The organism is Leclercia sp. (genome assembly GCF_036780805.1).
In the GTDB taxonomy this organism is placed as follows: Bacteria; Pseudomonadota; Gammaproteobacteria; order Enterobacterales; family Enterobacteriaceae; genus Enterobacter.
In genome coordinates this window covers 12,280-27,496 of record NZ_DAIQCE010000002.1, presented here as the reverse complement: position 1 = coordinate 27,496, position 15,217 = coordinate 12,280, and the positions used below count along the sequence as shown (strand labels likewise).

Below are 15,217 nucleotides of genomic sequence, written 5' to 3'. Positions count from 1 at the left end.
AGGTGTCTAAGTGCAGAGAGCACGTTGTTATCTGTTAGGTGAAACCGCCGTGGTGCTGGAACTGGAGCCGCCGGTAACCCTGGCGACGCAAAAACGGATCTGGCGCTTAACGCAGCGACTGGGTGACATCCCCGAAGTGGTGGAAGCCATTCCGGGGATGAATAACATCACCGTGGTGTTGCGTAATCCCCACTCGCTGGCGCTGGATGCGATTGAGCGTCTGCAACGCTGGTGGGAGGAGAGCGAGGCGCTCGATCCCGAGTCCCGCTATATCGAAATCCCCGTGGTGTATGGTACTGCGGCGGGCCCGGATCTTGGCGAGGTGGCGCGGCATGCCGGGCTGACCGAGAAACAGGTCGTGGAGCTTCACTCGTCCATTGATTATGTGGTCTGGTTCTTAGGTTTTCAGCCGGGCTTTCCCTATCTGGGCGGGCTGCCCGAGCAGTTGGCGACGCCGCGCCGGGATGAACCCCGACTGCAGGTGCCCGCGGGCTCGGTGGGAATTGGTGGAGCGCAAACCGGCATTTACCCGTTAGCCACCCCTGGCGGCTGGCAGCTTATCGGGCACACTCCGTTGCCGCTGTTCGATCCAGAACGTGATGAGCCGGTCCTGCTGCGACCGGGCGATACCGTGCGGTTTATTCCGCAGAAGGAGGGGGTATGCTAAAAATACTTCGCGCAGGGCTTTATACCTCGGTGCAGGACGGCGGACGCATCGGTTTTCGCCAGTCGGGGATCAGCTACTGCGGCGCGCTGGATAAACCGGCCCTGCAGATTGGCAATATCCTGGTGGGCAACGACCCGGACGATGCGGCCCTGGAGATCACTCTCGGGCAGTGTACCGTCGAATTTGAACAGGACGGCTGGTTTGCCCTGACCGGCGCGGGCTGTGACGCCCGGCTCGACGGCGCGGCGGTCTGGACCGGCTGGCGTCTGCCGGTGAAGGCCGGGCAACAACTCACCCTTAATCGCCCGCGGCGCGGCATGCGCAGCTACCTGGCCATTGCGGGCGGCATCGACGTGCCGTCGGTGATGAACTCTCTCAGCACCGATCTGAAGGTGGGCCTCGGCGGCCACGAAGGGCGGCTGCTGAAAGATGGCGATCGACTGGCCGTGCGGTCTGGCGGGCGCAAGTTTCTCGAAGCGCAGGGGGTCAAGCAGCTGCTGTGGGATAACCGCGTGCGTGCTTTGCCGGGGCCGGAGTATCACGAGTTTGATAAAGCCTCGCAGGATGCGCTCTGGCGTCTGCCGTGGCAGCTCAGTCCGCAAAGTAACCGCATGGGCTATCGCCTGCAGGGGCAGAAGCTGGTGCGCACGACCGAGCGTGAAATGCTCTCGCACGGCCTGCTGCCGGGCGTCATCCAGGTGCCGCACAACGGGCAGCCAATCGTTCTGATGAACGATGCGCAGACCACCGGGGGCTATCCGCGCATCGCCTGCATCATCGAGGCCGATATGTACCATCTGGCGCAGGCCCCGCTCGGACAGCCGATCCATTTTGTCCCCTGTACGCTGGAAGAGGCGCTCGAGGCGCGACGCATCCAGAGACAATATATCGAACAGCTGGCGTGGAGGTTGCATGATCGCGGTTGATTTAAATGCCGATTTAGGCGAAGGCTGCGGCAGCGATGCCGCGCTGTTGCAGCTGGTATCATCAGCCAATATCGCCTGCGGATTTCATGCCGGCGATGCCCAGACCATGCTGGCCTGCGTGCGCGAGGCGCTGAAAAACGGGGTCGCCATCGGGGCGCACCCCAGCTTCCCGGACCGGGAAAACTTTGGCCGCACGGCGATGACCCTGCCGCCGGAGACGGTCTACGCGCAAATGCTGTACCAGATTGGTGCTCTGGCGGCGATCGTTCGCGCCGAAGGGGGACAGCTGCGCCATGTAAAACCGCACGGCATGCTCTATAACCAGGCGGCAAAGGATCGCGAGCTGGCCGATGCCATCGCCCGGGCCATCTCTACCGTTGACCCGGATTTGATTCTGGTGGGGCTGGCGGGGAGCGAGCTGATCCGCGCGGGGACGCGCTACGGCCTGATTACCCGGGAAGAGGTGTTTGCCGATCGGGGATATCAGGCTGACGGCAGCCTGGTGCCGCGTACCCAGCCCGGGGCGCTGATCGCCGATGAAGATCAGGCCCTGGCGCAAACCCTGGAGATGATCCAGCACAGCCGGGTGAAAAGCATTACCGGTGAATGGGCCACCGTACACGCGCAGACGGTGTGCATCCACGGAGACGGAGAACACGCCCTGGCTTTTGCCCGTCGCCTGCGCACCGAATTCGAAGCAAATAATATAAAAATCAGTGCGTAACGCACGGCCGTAAACACAACACAACACAACCAAAGGAACATTAACATGGCAGAGACGCTATCCCTCTGGCCACTCATCGGTATCGCGGTGATTGTGGTCGGGTTTCTCTTACGCTTTAACCCGGTGCTGGTGGTCATTGTCGCCGGGATCGTCACTGGCCTCGCGGCGCAAATGCCGATCGCCACCATTCTGGAAAAGCTGGGTGAGGGGTTCCTCAATACCCGTAACCTGCCTTATATCCTGCTGATCCCGCTTGCGGTTATCGGCCTGCTGGAGCGTCATGGCCTGAAAGAGCGGGCCCAGGCGTGGATCGCAAAGATCCACAGTGCTACCGCGGGTCGTCTGCTGATCGTCTATCTGTTTGTCCGCGAAGCGACCGCGGCGATGGGGCTGACCAGCCTCGGCGGCCATCCGCAAATGGTGCGCCCGCTGCTGGCACCGATGGCGGAAGGGGCTGCAGAGAAGAAATATGGCGAACTGCCGGGGGCGGTGCGCTATCGCCTGCGGGCGATGTCGGCGGCCACCGATAACGTCGGGCTGTTCTTTGGTGAGGATATCTTTGTCGCCTTTGGTGCCATCATCTTTATGCATAACTTTATGCTCGAATCCGGCGGGATCCAGACCGAACCGCTGCATATTGCCCTGTGGGGGATCCCAACCGCGCTCTGCGCCTTTGCGATCCACTCTGCCCGCCTGTACCGTCTGGATAAGCATCTGGAGCGTGAGCTGGCCAAAGTGCAGGGAGAGGTGAAATGAATTTCCAGCAAAGTTATCTCTACTGGCTGGCAGGCCTGATCCTGCTGATCGTGGCGCTGATGTCGTTTCGCGATAAAGCCAACCCGCGGCGCATCACCACCGGCCTGTTCTGGGGCATTTACGGCCTGCTGTTCCTGCTCGGCAACTGGACCTACGATCTGGTGGGCGACAAACGCACCGTCCATATCGCCGTGGGTGTAGCGGTGGTCGGCCTGGCGCTGATCGCCGGTTTTGGCGGCGTGCGGCTGGGCAGCTATCACCAGCGCACACAAGAAGAGCGCGAGAGCAGCGCGAAGCGTCTGGGCAATCGCCTGTTCTTACCGGCGCTGGCGATCCCGGTGGTGACGGTCGTGGGGGTGCTGATGTTTAACCACATTCCGGGCCTGCAGGAGACGCTGTTCGGGCCGGGTAACCACTCCACGCTGGTGACGCTGTTCTCAATGACCGCCGGCTCGCTGGTTGGTCTGGCGATGGCGGTCAAAATGACCCATGAGAAAGTGCATCAGCCACTACAGGAGGCGCGCCGTCTGCTCGACTCCATCGGCTGGGCCTTTATTTTGCCGCAGATCCTCGCCACCCTTGGCCTGCTGTTTACGGCTGCCGGAGTCGGGGAGGGGATTTCATACCTGACCCAGACGTATCTGGCGGTCGACAGCCGCTTTATCGCGGTGGTGGTCTATGCTGTGGGCATGGCGCTGCTAACCATGGTAATGGGCAACGCCTTTGCCGCCTTCCCGATTGTCACCGCCGGGATCGGCATTCCTATCCTGGTGCTGCAACACGGCGGCAACCCGGCGGTCATGGCGGCGATTGGCATGTTCTCCGGCTACTGCGGTACCCTGATGACGCCGATGGCGGCCAACTTTAACATCGTGCCCGCCGCGCTGCTGGAGCTGCCTGATAAAAATGCGGTCATCAAAGCGCAGATCCCGACCGGGGTGCTGCTGCTGATCGCCAACGTATTCCTGCTCTACTTCCTGATGTTCCTGTAAGGAGAAATGATGCAAACCGTATTAATCACGGGATTTGAGCCTTTTGGCGGCGAAACCGTAAACCCGTCCTGGGAAGTGGTGAAGCTGCTTGATGGGATGATTATTGATGATTGTCGCGTAGTGGCACGACAGCTGCCCTGCGTGTTCGGCGAGTCGTTAGAGGTGCTGAATGCGGCCATTGATGCGCTTCAGCCCTCTGTGGTGTTAGCGATAGGGCAGGCCGGGGGCCGCGTGGATGTGACCGTCGAGCGGGTGGCGATCAATGTTGATGACGCCCGGATCCCGGATAACCGCGGGCAACAGCCGGTGGATGTCGCCATCGTGCCGGGCGGTCCGGCGGCCTGGTTCAGCACGCTGCCGATCAAAGCCATGGTGGAAGCGCTGCGAGAGGCCGGTATTCCTGCTTCGGTTTCGCAGACGGCGGGCACATTCGTCTGTAACCACGTGATGTATGGCGTGCTGCACAAGCTGGCCGACCGACCGGAGGTGAAAGGCGGGTTTATCCATATTCCTTACCTGCCCGAGCAGGCGGTAGCGCATCCGGGTGCCCCGAGCATGGCCACGCAAACCCTGAAGCAGGCGCTGGAGATTGCCGTTGCGGTGGCGCTGCGTCAGGCGCACGACATCAAAGTGGTTGGCGGCGCGACGCACTAAATAAGGAGTCACGATGCCAGAAGGACCGGAGATCCGCCGCGCGGCGGATAGCCTGGAGGCGGCGATAAAGGGCAAACCGCTCACCGACGTGTGGTTTGCTTTTCCTCAGTTAAAACCCTTTGAGTCCCGGCTTATCGGGGAGACGGTTACGCATCTGGAGACGCGCGGCAAAGCGCTGCTCACGCACTTTTCCAACCAGCTGACCCTCTACAGCCATAACCAGCTTTACGGGGTCTGGCGGGTGGTGGAGACCGGCCAGGAGCCGCAGACCACGCGGATCCTGCGCGTGAAGCTACAGACCGCAGATAAAACCATTCTGCTCTACAGCGCCTCGGATATTGAGATGCTGCAGCCGGAACAGCTCACCACCCATCCCTTTCTGCAGCGGGTGGGGCCGGATGTGCTGGATTTAGGCCTGACGGCAGAGGATGTGAAAGCGCGGTTAACATCATCGACATTCCGCAACCGGCAGTTTTCCGGACTGCTGCTGGATCAATCATTTCTGGCCGGTTTAGGCAACTATCTGCGGGTTGAGATCCTGTGGGAGGTGGGCCTGGCGGCGCAGCATAAGGCGTCCCAGCTCACCGAAGAACAACTTGATGCGCTGGCGCATGCGCTGCTGGCTATCCCGCGTCTGTCGTACAACACCCGCGGGGTGGTGAATGACAACAAGCATCACGGGGCGTTGTTCCGGTTTAAGGTGTTTCATCGGGCCGGGAAAAAATGTGAAAGGTGCGGCGGGGTGATTGAGAAGACAACGCTGTCATCGAGACCGTTCTACTGGTGTCCTGGATGCCAGATATAAAAAAGCCGGGTAGCGAAAGTAAAAGCAAAACGGTAACCCTTGGGTTACCGTTTTTTATGTTTGCACCCTCTCCCTGTGGGAGAGGGCCGGGGTGAGGGCATCAGGCTGCCTCAACCCTTAACGTTTGGTGATATCGGTTTCGAAATTACGCTGCTCGTAGCCGGTATACAGCTGACGAGGACGCGCAATTTTCATCCCGTCGGTGTGCATTTCGTTCCAGTGCGCAATCCAGCCCACGGTACGCGCCATCGCGAAGATCACGGTAAACATGGAAGACGGAATGCCCATCGCTTTCAGGATGATACCGGAGTAGAAATCGACGTTCGGGTAGAGTTTCTTCTCGATGAAGTACGGGTCGTTCAGCGCGATGTGCTCCAGCTCCATCGCCACCTGCAGCAGGTCATCTTTGGTGCCCAGCTCTTTCAGCACTTCATGGCAGGTTTCACGCATTACGGTTGCGCGCGGATCGTAGTTTTTGTAAACACGGTGACCGAAGCCCATCAGACGGAAGGAGTCATTCTTGTCTTTCGCACGACGGACGAATTCAGGAATGTGCTCAACGGAGCTGATCTCTTCCAGCATCTTCAGTGCGGCTTCGTTTGCGCCGCCGTGTGCCGGTCCCCACAGGGAGGCAATACCTGCTGCGATACAGGCGAACGGGTTCGCGCCGGAGGAGCCTGCGGTACGCACGGTAGAGGTAGAGGCGTTCTGCTCGTGGTCAGCGTGCAGGATCAGAATACGATCCATGGCGCGTTCCAGAACCGGGTTCACTTCGTACTCTTCGCACGGCGTCGCGAACATCATACGCAGGAAGTTACCGGCGTAGGAGAGGTCGTTACGTGGATAAACAAACGGCTGTCCGATGGAGTATTTGTAACACATCGCGGCCATGGTAGGCATTTTAGACAGCAGACGGAACGCGGCAATATCGCGATGACGCTGGTTATTCACGTCCAGGGAGTCATGGTAGAACGCAGCCAGGGCACCAGTGATCCCGCACATGACTGCCATCGGATGCGAATCACGACGGAACGCATGGAACAGACGGGTGATCTGCTCATGAATCATGGTGTGGCGGGTAACGGTGGTTTTGAACTCATCGTACTGTTCCTGGGTCGGCTTTTCGCCGTTCAGCAGGATGTAGCACACTTCCAGGTAGTTGGATTCGGTGGCTAACTGATCGATGGGGAAACCGCGGTGCAGCAGGATGCCTTCGTCACCGTCGATATAGGTGATTTTGGATTCACAAGATGCGGTAGAGGTGAAACCCGGGTCGAAGGTGAATACACCTTTTGAACCCAACGTACGGATATCAATAACATCCTGACCGAGCGTGCCTTTTAGCACATCCAGTTCAATAGCAGCGTCACCACCGAGGGTGAGTTTTGCCTTAGTATCAGCCATTTACGGTCTCCTTAGCGCCTTATTGCTTAAGACTGCCCTTAACCGGATTTGCATTCAGCTAATTTATCATTGTTACCAGTTTGTTATTTGGCTCGCCGCTCAGCTCACGAGGAGAAACCAGGGTACAGAGCAATGGCGCTAGCAGGTAAACAAATGAGAAATCAGAGAAATAACAGCAAATCAGTGTTTGTGCAGTCCGAATTATTCAAACCTGTATATCACTAATAACTGTCCTGATAACTTCGGTCAATACCATCACACTGTTACATAACTTATTCTCAGGTGAAAGAGAGACCTCATAACTTTTGCGCATTATATGCCTTTTCTGGTGATGTTTGTAACAATAATGTTTAACATTTGTCAAATCAGATGATTAAAAATTAAAAAGATGTTGTTATCGTGACCCTGATCACTGTTCCAGAGAAAACCCGACAAACTGTATGTAGGTTAATTGTAATGATTTTGTGAACGGCCTATACTGCCGCCAGGTCTCCGGAAAACCCTGCAATCCCGAGCCAACCAGCGTTGTAACGTGTCATTTAAGCATCTGGAAGCAATGTTTTGCATGACGCACAGTTATATAAAAGGCACGCTGTCTGACCCGCATCGCAGTCCGGAGGAAGGAAACTATAAGAACAGCATGTGGGCGTTATTCATGATAAGAAATGTGAAAAAACAAAGACCTGTCAATCTGGATCTCAAAACGATCCGATTCCCCGTAACGGCAATAGCGTCCATCCTTCATCGTGTATCCGGTGTGATCACGTTTGTCGCGGTGGGTATCCTGTTATGGTTACTGGGTACCAGCCTCTCGTCTCCGGAAGGATTCCAGCAGGCCTCCGCCATCATGAACGGTTTCTTCGTGAAATTTATCATGTGGGGCATCCTGACCGCGCTGGCCTATCACGTTGTTGGCGGTGTCCGCCATATGCTGATGGACTTCGGCTATCTGGAAGAGACCTTCGAAGCTGGCAAACGCACCGCTAACATTTCATTTGTCATCACTGTCGTGCTCGCAATTCTCGCAGGAGTTCTCGTATGGTAAGCAACGCCTCCGCATTAGGACGCAACGGCGTACATGACTTCATTCTGGTCCGTGCTACCGCTATCGTTCTCACCCTCTACATCATCTACATGATCGGTTTCTTTGCCACCAGCGGCGACCTGACGTGGGAAATCTGGACCGGTTTCTTCGGTTCGGCATTCACCAAAGTCTTCACCCTGCTGGCGTTGGCCTCCATCCTTATCCACGCGTGGATTGGCATGTGGCAGGTATTGACCGATTACGTTAAACCCGTGGCGATTCGCCTTGTTCTGCAGCTGGCTATTGTGGTTGCACTTGCGGTTTACGTTATTTATGGATTCGTTGTGGTGTGGGGTGTGTAATGAAACTGCCAGTCAGAGAATTTGATGCTGTAGTGATTGGTGCCGGTGGCGCAGGTATGCGCGCGGCGCTGCAAATTTCCCAGAGCGGCCAGAGCTGCGCGCTGCTCTCTAAAGTCTTCCCGACCCGTTCCCATACCGTATCTGCGCAGGGTGGCATCACCGTGGCGCTCGGTAATACCCATGATGATAACTGGGAATGGCATATGTACGACACGGTGAAGGGTTCCGATTACATCGGTGACCAGGACGCCATTGAATATATGTGTAAAACCGGCCCGGAAGCGATTCTGGAGCTGGACCATATGGGTCTGCCATTCTCCCGCCTGGAGAACGGCACCATCTATCAACGTCCGTTTGGCGGCCAGTCGAAAGATTTCGGCGGCGAGCAGGCGGCACGTACCGCTGCGGCGGCCGACCGTACCGGTCACGCCCTGCTGCACACCCTGTACCAGCAGAACCTGAAGAATAAGACCACTATCTTCTCCGAGTGGTACGCGCTGGATCTGGTGAAAAACGAAGATGGCGCCGTGGTGGGTTGTACCGCCCTGTGCATCGAAACCGGTGAAGTGGTTTACTTCAAAGCCCGCGCAACCGTACTGGCGACCGGCGGCGCAGGCCGTATCTACCAGTCCACCACGAACGCCCATATCAACACCGGTGACGGCGTCGGTATGGCAATCCGCGCTGGCGTGCCGGTGCAGGATATGGAGATGTGGCAGTTCCACCCAACCGGTATCGCCGGTGCGGGCGTGCTGGTAACAGAAGGCTGCCGTGGTGAAGGTGGCTACCTGCTGAACAAACATGGCGAGCGCTTCATGGAGCGTTATGCCCCGAATGCGAAAGACCTGGCGGGTCGTGACGTGGTGGCGCGTTCCATCATGATCGAAATCCGTGAAGGTCGTGGCTGCGACGGTCCATGGGGCCCGCACGCTAAGTTGAAACTTGACCATCTGGGTAAAGAGGTTCTGGAATCCCGTCTGCCGGGCATTCTGGAGCTGTCGCGTACCTTTGCGCACGTCGACCCGGTTAAAGAGCCGATCCCGGTTATCCCAACCTGCCACTACATGATGGGCGGAATTCCGACCAAAGTGACCGGCCAGGCGCTGACCGTGAACGCGCAGGGCGAAGACGTGGTGATCCCGGGCCTGTTTGCGGTAGGCGAAATTGCCTGCGTATCCGTACACGGCGCCAACCGTCTGGGCGGCAACTCCCTCCTCGACCTGGTGGTGTTTGGTCGTGCGGTGGGCCTGCATCTGCAGGAGTCCATTGCCGAGCAGGGGCCGCTGCGTGATGCCACCGACGCGAATATCGACGCCTCTCTGGAACGTCTGAACCGCTGGAACGGTAACCGCAACGGCGAAGATCCGGTGGAAATCCGTAAGGCGCTGCAGGAGTGCATGCAGCACAACTTCTCGGTATTCCGCGAAGGTGATGCGATGGCGAAAGGGCTTGAGCAGCTGAAAGCGATCCGCGAGCGTCTGAAAAATGCCCGTCTGGACGATACCTCCAGCGAGTTCAACACCCAGCGCGTCGAGTGTCTGGAGCTGGATAACCTGATGGAAACCGCTTACGCAACCGCGGTCTCTGCAAACTTCCGTACCGAAAGCCGTGGCGCGCATAGCCGCTTCGACTTCCCGGATCGTGACGACGAAAACTGGCTGTGCCATTCCCTGTATCTGCCAGAGTCGGAATCCATGACACGTCGTAGCGTCAATATGGAACCGAAACTGCGTCCGGCGTTCCCGCCGAAGATTCGTACTTATTAATGCGGAGACAGGACAATGAAACTCGAATTCTCAGTTTATCGTTATAACCCGGATGTTGATGACGCTCCGCATATGCAGGATTACACCCTGGAAGCGGAAGAAGGTCGCGACATGATGCTGCTTGATGCCTTAATGCAGCTGAAAGAAAAAGATCCGACACTGTCATTCCGTCGTTCCTGCCGTGAAGGGGTTTGTGGCTCCGACGGTCTGAACATGAACGGCAAAAACGGTCTGGCCTGTATCACCCCGATCTCGGCGCTCAACCGTCCGGGCCAGAAGATTGTCATCCGTCCTCTGCCTGGTCTGCCGGTCGTTCGCGATTTGGTGGTGGACATGGGGCAATTCTATGCACAATATGAGAAGATTAAGCCTTACTTGTTGAATAATGGGCAAAATCCACCCGCTCGCGAGCATTTACAGTCGCCAGAGCAGCGTGAAAAACTCGATGGTCTGTATGAATGTATTCTCTGTGCATGTTGTTCGACCTCTTGCCCGTCGTTCTGGTGGAACCCGGACAAGTTTATCGGCCCGGCCGGTCTGCTGGCAGCGTATCGCTTCCTGATTGACAGCCGCGATACCGAAACCGACAACCGCCTGGAAGGGCTGAGTGATGCTTTCAGCGTATTCCGCTGCCACAGCATCATGAACTGCGTCAGTGTATGTCCTAAGGGACTGAACCCGACGCGCGCCATCGGCCACATTAAGTCGATGTTGTTGCAGCGCAGTGCGTAAGTAGTGAGAGGGGAGCGCTGTTCCCCTCACCCTAACCCTCTCCCTTAGGGGGAGGGGATAGATTGCAGGAAACCTTTAAAAACTGCCGACGGCATTCCCCCTCTCCCTGTGGGAGAGGGTAGGGGTGAGGGTAAAGACCCTGAGACAGTTTCTAAAGGTTCCTTCGCGAGCCACTAAAGAGAGAAGAGCTCGCAAGTGAACCCCGGCACGTACACGAGGTGTGCGTGGTAGTTTCTACGGCGAAAGTAAGCATAAAAATGCTTAAGGGATCACGATGCAGAACGGCGCAATGAAAGCCTGGCTGGACTCTTCCTTCCTCTCTGGTGCAAACCAAAGCTGGATCGAACAGCTCTATGAAGACTTCTTAACCGACCCTGACTCAGTGGACGCTAACTGGCGTTCGATGTTCCAGCAGTTACCTGGAACAGGAGTCAAACCGGATCAATTTCATTCCAAAACACGTGATTATTTCCGTCGTCTGGCGAAGGATGCCTCACGTTACTCGTCCGCCATCTCCGACCCTGATACCAATGCGAAGCAGGTTAAAGTCCTGCAGCTGATTAACGCCTACCGTTTCCGTGGCCACCAGCATGCGAATCTGGATCCGCTGGGGCTGTGGCAGCAGGAGCGTGTGGCGGATCTCGATCCGGCGTATCACGATCTGACCGAAGCCGATTTCCAGGAAACCTTCAACGTGGGTTCTTTCGCCATTGGCAAAGACACGATGAAGCTGGGCGAGCTGCTGACGGCGCTGAAGCAGACCTACTGCGGCTCCATCGGTGCGGAATACATGCACATCACCTCAACCGAAGAGAAACGCTGGATCCAGCAGCGCATTGAATCGGTTGCCGGTAAATCCACCTTCAATGCCGACGAGAAAAAACGCTTCCTGAGCGAACTGACCGCAGCAGAAGGGCTGGAGCGCTACCTCGGTGCCAAATTCCCGGGTGCAAAACGCTTCTCGCTGGAAGGCGGCGATGCGCTGGTGCCAATGCTGAAAGAGCTGATCCGCCATGCGGGCAACAGCGGTACCCGCGAAGTGGTACTGGGCATGGCGCACCGTGGTCGTCTGAACGTACTGATCAACGTGCTGGGCAAAAAGCCGCAAGATCTGTTCGACGAATTCGCGGGCAAACATAAAGAACACCTCGGTACTGGTGACGTGAAGTACCACATGGGCTTCTCATCGGATATCGAAACCAAAGGCGGCCTGGTGCACATGGCGTTGGCGTTCAACCCGTCGCACCTCGAGATCGTGAGCCCGGTGGTTATCGGCTCCGTGCGTGCGCGTCTGGATCGTCTGGACGAGCCAAGCAGCAACAAAGTACTGCCAATCACCATTCACGGCGATGCGGCGATCACCGGGCAGGGCGTGGTTCAGGAAACCCTGAACATGTCCAAAGCACGCGGTTACGAAGTGGGCGGTACCGTTCGCATCGTGATCAACAACCAGGTGGGCTTCACCACGTCTAACCCGCTGGATGCGCGTTCTACGCCTTACTGCACCGACATCGGTAAGATGGTTCAGGCGCCAATTTTCCACGTGAACGCGGATGACCCGGAAGCCGTGGCTTTCGTGACCCGCCTGGCGCTGGACTTCCGTAACACCTTCAAGCGTGACGTGCTGATCGACCTGTTCTGCTATCGCCGTCATGGCCATAACGAAGCGGACGAGCCGAGTGCAACCCAGCCGCTGATGTACCAGAAAATCAAAAAGCATCCGACCCCGCGCAAAATCTATGCTGACAAGCTGGAAGGCGAGAAAGTGGTTACGCTGGAAGATGCCACCGAGATGGTCAATCTTTACCGCGATGCGCTGGACGCTGGCGAGTGCGTGGTGAAAGAGCTGCGTCCGATGAACATGCACTCCTTCACCTGGTCGCCGTACCTTAACCACGAGTGGGATGAGAGCTACCCGAACAAGGTCGAGATGAAGCGTCTGCAGGAGCTGGCTAAACGCATCAGCACCGTACCAGAAGCAATCGAGATGCAGTCCCGCGTGCAGAAAATCTATTCTGACCGTCAGTCCATGGCGGCAGGCGAGAAGCTGTTCGACTGGGGCGGTGCAGAAAACCTGGCCTACGCGACCCTGGTTGACGAAGGCATTCCGGTTCGTCTGTCCGGCGAAGATGCGGGCCGTGGCACCTTCTTCCACCGTCACGCGGTGATCCATAACCAAACCAACGGTTCCACCTACACCCCGCTGCAGCATGTGCATAACGGTCAGGGCCAGTTCAAGGTCTGGGACTCCGTGCTGTCGGAAGAAGCGGTCCTGGCGTTTGAATACGGTTATGCCACCGCAGAACCACGCACCCTGACCATCTGGGAAGCGCAGTTCGGTGACTTCGCCAACGGTGCTCAGGTGGTTATCGACCAGTTCATCTCGTCTGGCGAACAGAAGTGGGGCCGTATGTGTGGCCTGGTGATGCTGCTGCCGCACGGCTACGAAGGGCAGGGCCCGGAGCACTCCTCCGCGCGTCTGGAGCGTTATCTGCAACTCTGCGCCGAGCAGAACATGCAGGTTTGTGTTCCTTCTACCCCGGCACAGGTTTACCACATGCTGCGTCGTCAGGCGCTGCGCGGGATGCGTCGTCCGCTGGTGGTCATGTCACCGAAATCGCTGCTGCGTCATCCGCTGGCGGTCTCCACGCTGGATGAGCTGGCGAACGGCACCTTCATGCCGGCGATTGGCGAGATTGACGAGCTGGATCCGCAGGCGGTGAAACGCGTGGTGATGTGTTCTGGTAAGGTTTACTACGACCTGCTGGAACAGCGCCGTAAGAATGACCAGAAAGATGTCGCCATCGTGCGTATCGAACAGCTTTATCCGTTCCCGCATCAGGCGATGCAGGACGTACTGAAACAATATGCTCACGTACATGATTTTGTCTGGTGCCAGGAAGAGCCGCTTAACCAGGGCGCATGGTACTGCAGCCAGCATCATTTCCGTGAAGTGATTCCATTTGGGTCTGCCCTGCGTTATGCAGGTCGCCCGGCCTCCGCCTCTCCGGCGGTAGGGTATATGTCCGTTCACCAGAAGCAGCAACAAGATCTGGTCAATGACGCGCTGAACGTCGATTAATTAAAGGATACATAATGAGTAGCGTAGATATTCTTGTTCCCGACCTGCCTGAGTCTGTAGCAGATGCGACCGTCGCCACCTGGCACAAAAAACCTGGCGATGCCGTTAAGCGCGATGAAGTGCTGGTAGAAATCGAAACTGACAAAGTGGTACTGGAAGTACCGGCATCGGCGGATGGCATTCTGGATGCAGTCCTGGAAGATGAAGGCACAACCGTGACCTCTCGCCAGATCCTGGGTCGCCTGCGTGAAGGCAACAGCGCGGGTAAAGAGTCCAGCGCGAAATCTGAAGAGAAAGCGTCTACTCCAGCGCAGCGCCAGCAGGCCTCTCTGGAAGAGCAAACGAACGACGCGCTCAGCCCGGCGATCCGTCGCCTGCTGGCTGAACACAGCCTCGATCCGGCAGCCATCAAAGGCACCGGTGTGGGTGGTCGTCTGACCCGTGAAGATATTGATAAGCATCTGGCAAAAGGGCCGTCTGACGCGAAAGCGGAAGCTAAAGCCCCTGCGGCGGCACCAGCAGCACAGCCTGCGCTGGGCGCTCGCAGTGAAAAACGCGTGCCGATGACCCGCCTGCGTAAGCGCGTGGCCGAGCGTCTGCTGGAAGCGAAAAACTCCACCGCGATGCTGACCACCTTCAACGAAGTCAACATGAAGCCAATCATGGACCTGCGTAAGCAGTACGGTGACGCGTTTGAAAAACGTCACGGTATCCGTCTGGGCTTTATGTCCTTCTACGTGAAAGCGGTTGTTGAAGCGCTGAAACGCTACCCGGAAGTGAACGCTTCTATTGATGGCGATGATGTGGTCTATCACAACTACTTCGACGTGAGCATGGCCGTTTCTACCCCGCGCGGCCTGGTGACCCCGGTTCTGCGTGATGTAGATACCCTGGGCATGGCTGACATCGAGAAGAACATCAAAGAACTGGCAGTGAAAGGCCGCGACGGCAAGCTGACCGTAGATGACCTGACCGGCGGTAACTTCACCATTACCAACGGCGGCGTATTCGGCTCGCTGATGTCTACCCCAATCATCAACCCACCGCAGAGCGCGATCCTGGGCATGCACGCCATCAAAGATCGTCCTATGGCGGTTGACGGTAAAGTTGAGATCCTGCCAATGATGTATCTGGCGCTCTCCTACGATCACCGTCTGATCGACGGCCGCGAGTCCGTGGGCTTCCTGGTCGCCATTAAAGAGCTGCTGGAAGATCCAACCCGTCTGCTGCTGGACGTTTAGTTTTTAGCCGTACTGCCCGGCGGCGCTTTGCCTGCCGGGCCTACAAAAGCATGACCTAACGATTACCCTGAAGGATGGATAG

Annotated in this window: 15 protein-coding genes; 13 read left to right on the top strand and 2 right to left on the bottom strand. The window is 57.3% G+C overall.

The features are described 5' to 3' along the window. Positions 1-10 precede the first annotated feature (10 nt). The 7 genes from pxpB to nei are packed head-to-tail and all read left to right on the top strand — an operon-like array spanning position 11 to position 5,524. Positions 11-667: a 5-oxoprolinase subunit PxpB gene (pxpB, locus tag V7Q49_RS09435; protein WP_333850534.1), complete on the top strand. Its 657-nt coding sequence runs from the start codon at positions 11-13 to the stop codon at positions 665-667. Beyond that, positions 661-1,593 carry a 5-oxoprolinase subunit PxpC gene (pxpC, locus tag V7Q49_RS09430; protein WP_333850533.1) on the top strand — a complete coding sequence of 311 codons (933 nt, stop codon included), beginning with the start codon at positions 661-663 and terminating at the stop codon, positions 1,591-1,593. The genes pxpB and pxpC overlap by 7 nt, the downstream gene beginning before the upstream one ends. Next, on the top strand, positions 1,583-2,317 hold the full coding sequence (gene pxpA / locus V7Q49_RS09425) for a 5-oxoprolinase subunit PxpA (RefSeq protein ID WP_333851308.1): 735 nt from the start codon (positions 1,583-1,585) through the stop codon (positions 2,315-2,317). The genes pxpC and pxpA overlap by 11 nt, the downstream gene beginning before the upstream one ends. A gap of 45 nt (positions 2,318-2,362) precedes the next feature. Then, positions 2,363-3,073, top strand: coding sequence for a DUF969 domain-containing protein (locus V7Q49_RS09420; RefSeq protein WP_333850532.1), 711 nt, complete (start codon positions 2,363-2,365; stop codon positions 3,071-3,073). Continuing rightward, positions 3,070-4,065, top strand: a complete 996-nt coding sequence (locus tag V7Q49_RS09415; protein WP_333850531.1) for a DUF979 domain-containing protein — start codon at positions 3,070-3,072, stop codon at positions 4,063-4,065. The genes V7Q49_RS09420 and V7Q49_RS09415 overlap by 4 nt, the downstream gene beginning before the upstream one ends. Positions 4,066-4,074: 9 nt before the next feature. Beyond that, positions 4,075-4,719 carry a pyroglutamyl-peptidase I gene (gene pcp, locus V7Q49_RS09410; protein WP_333850530.1) on the top strand — a complete coding sequence of 215 codons (645 nt, stop codon included), beginning with the start codon at positions 4,075-4,077 and terminating at the stop codon, positions 4,717-4,719. A gap of 13 nt (positions 4,720-4,732) precedes the next feature. Beyond that, the gene (gene nei / locus V7Q49_RS09405; RefSeq protein WP_333850529.1) at positions 4,733-5,524 is read left to right on the top strand and encodes an endonuclease VIII; all 792 of its coding nucleotides are present in this window, start codon (positions 4,733-4,735) and stop codon (positions 5,522-5,524) included. A 117-nt stretch (positions 5,525-5,641) separates the two neighbouring features. Here the strand turns inward: nei and V7Q49_RS09400 are convergent, their stop codons facing one another. Further along, on the bottom strand, positions 5,642-6,928 hold the full coding sequence (locus V7Q49_RS09400) for a citrate synthase (RefSeq protein ID WP_333850528.1): 1,287 nt from the start codon (positions 6,926-6,928) through the stop codon (positions 5,642-5,644). Between the two features lie 205 nt (positions 6,929-7,133). After that, complete coding sequence (locus tag V7Q49_RS23535) at positions 7,134-7,241, bottom strand: hypothetical protein (protein WP_418936630.1); 108 nt, start codon at positions 7,239-7,241, stop codon at positions 7,134-7,136. Positions 7,242-7,568: 327 nt separating this feature from the next. Between V7Q49_RS23535 and sdhC the strand changes: the two genes are divergently transcribed. The 6 genes from sdhC (at position 7,569) to odhB (ending at position 15,135) form a co-directional block, all read left to right on the top strand. Next, the gene (sdhC, locus tag V7Q49_RS09395) at positions 7,569-7,973 is read left to right on the top strand and encodes a succinate dehydrogenase cytochrome b556 subunit (RefSeq protein ID WP_333851307.1); all 405 of its coding nucleotides are present in this window, start codon (positions 7,569-7,571) and stop codon (positions 7,971-7,973) included. Further along, positions 7,967-8,314 carry a succinate dehydrogenase membrane anchor subunit gene (gene sdhD / locus V7Q49_RS09390; protein WP_142488714.1) on the top strand — a complete coding sequence of 116 codons (348 nt, stop codon included), beginning with the start codon at positions 7,967-7,969 and terminating at the stop codon, positions 8,312-8,314. The genes sdhC and sdhD overlap by 7 nt, the downstream gene beginning before the upstream one ends. Further along, entirely contained in the window at positions 8,314-10,080 is a 1,767-nt protein-coding gene (gene sdhA / locus V7Q49_RS09385; protein ID WP_333850527.1) for a succinate dehydrogenase flavoprotein subunit, read from the top strand. The genes sdhD and sdhA overlap by 1 nt, the downstream gene beginning before the upstream one ends. 15 nt (positions 10,081-10,095) lie before the next feature. Further along, positions 10,096-10,812, top strand: a complete 717-nt coding sequence (gene sdhB / locus V7Q49_RS09380) for a succinate dehydrogenase iron-sulfur subunit SdhB (RefSeq protein WP_039029333.1) — start codon at positions 10,096-10,098, stop codon at positions 10,810-10,812. Between the two features lie 274 nt (positions 10,813-11,086). After that, complete coding sequence (sucA, locus tag V7Q49_RS09375) at positions 11,087-13,894, top strand: 2-oxoglutarate dehydrogenase E1 component (protein WP_333850526.1); 2,808 nt, start codon at positions 11,087-11,089, stop codon at positions 13,892-13,894. Positions 13,895-13,908: 14 nt separating this feature from the next. After that, positions 13,909-15,135: a 2-oxoglutarate dehydrogenase complex dihydrolipoyllysine-residue succinyltransferase gene (gene odhB, locus V7Q49_RS09370; protein WP_333850525.1), complete on the top strand. Its 1,227-nt coding sequence runs from the start codon at positions 13,909-13,911 to the stop codon at positions 15,133-15,135. Positions 15,136-15,217 lie beyond the last annotated feature (82 nt).

Bases quoted from the DNA above. Each gene is read 5' to 3' on its own strand.
- pxpC (WP_333850533.1), top strand. From the start codon at position 661: ATGCTAAAAATACTTCGCGCAGGGCTTTATACCTCGGTGCAGGACGGC.
- V7Q49_RS09420 (WP_333850532.1), top strand. From the start codon at position 2,363: ATGGCAGAGACGCTATCCCTCTGGCCACTCATCGGTATCGCGGTGATT.
- V7Q49_RS09415 (WP_333850531.1), top strand. From the start codon at position 3,070: ATGAATTTCCAGCAAAGTTATCTCTACTGGCTGGCAGGCCTGATCCTG.
- pcp (WP_333850530.1), top strand. From the start codon at position 4,075: ATGCAAACCGTATTAATCACGGGATTTGAGCCTTTTGGCGGCGAAACC.
- nei (WP_333850529.1), top strand. From the start codon at position 4,733: ATGCCAGAAGGACCGGAGATCCGCCGCGCGGCGGATAGCCTGGAGGCG.
- V7Q49_RS09400 (WP_333850528.1), bottom strand. From the start codon at position 6,928: ATGGCTGATACTAAGGCAAAACTCACCCTCGGTGGTGACGCTGCTATT.
- V7Q49_RS23535 (WP_418936630.1), bottom strand. From the start codon at position 7,241: ATGCGCAAAAGTTATGAGGTCTCTCTTTCACCTGAGAATAAGTTATGT.
- sdhC (WP_333851307.1), top strand. From the start codon at position 7,569: ATGTGGGCGTTATTCATGATAAGAAATGTGAAAAAACAAAGACCTGTC.
- sdhD (WP_142488714.1), top strand. From the start codon at position 7,967: ATGGTAAGCAACGCCTCCGCATTAGGACGCAACGGCGTACATGACTTC.
- sdhA (WP_333850527.1), top strand. From the start codon at position 8,314: ATGAAACTGCCAGTCAGAGAATTTGATGCTGTAGTGATTGGTGCCGGT.
- sdhB (WP_039029333.1), top strand. From the start codon at position 10,096: ATGAAACTCGAATTCTCAGTTTATCGTTATAACCCGGATGTTGATGAC.
- sucA (WP_333850526.1), top strand. From the start codon at position 11,087: ATGCAGAACGGCGCAATGAAAGCCTGGCTGGACTCTTCCTTCCTCTCT.
- odhB (WP_333850525.1), top strand. From the start codon at position 13,909: ATGAGTAGCGTAGATATTCTTGTTCCCGACCTGCCTGAGTCTGTAGCA.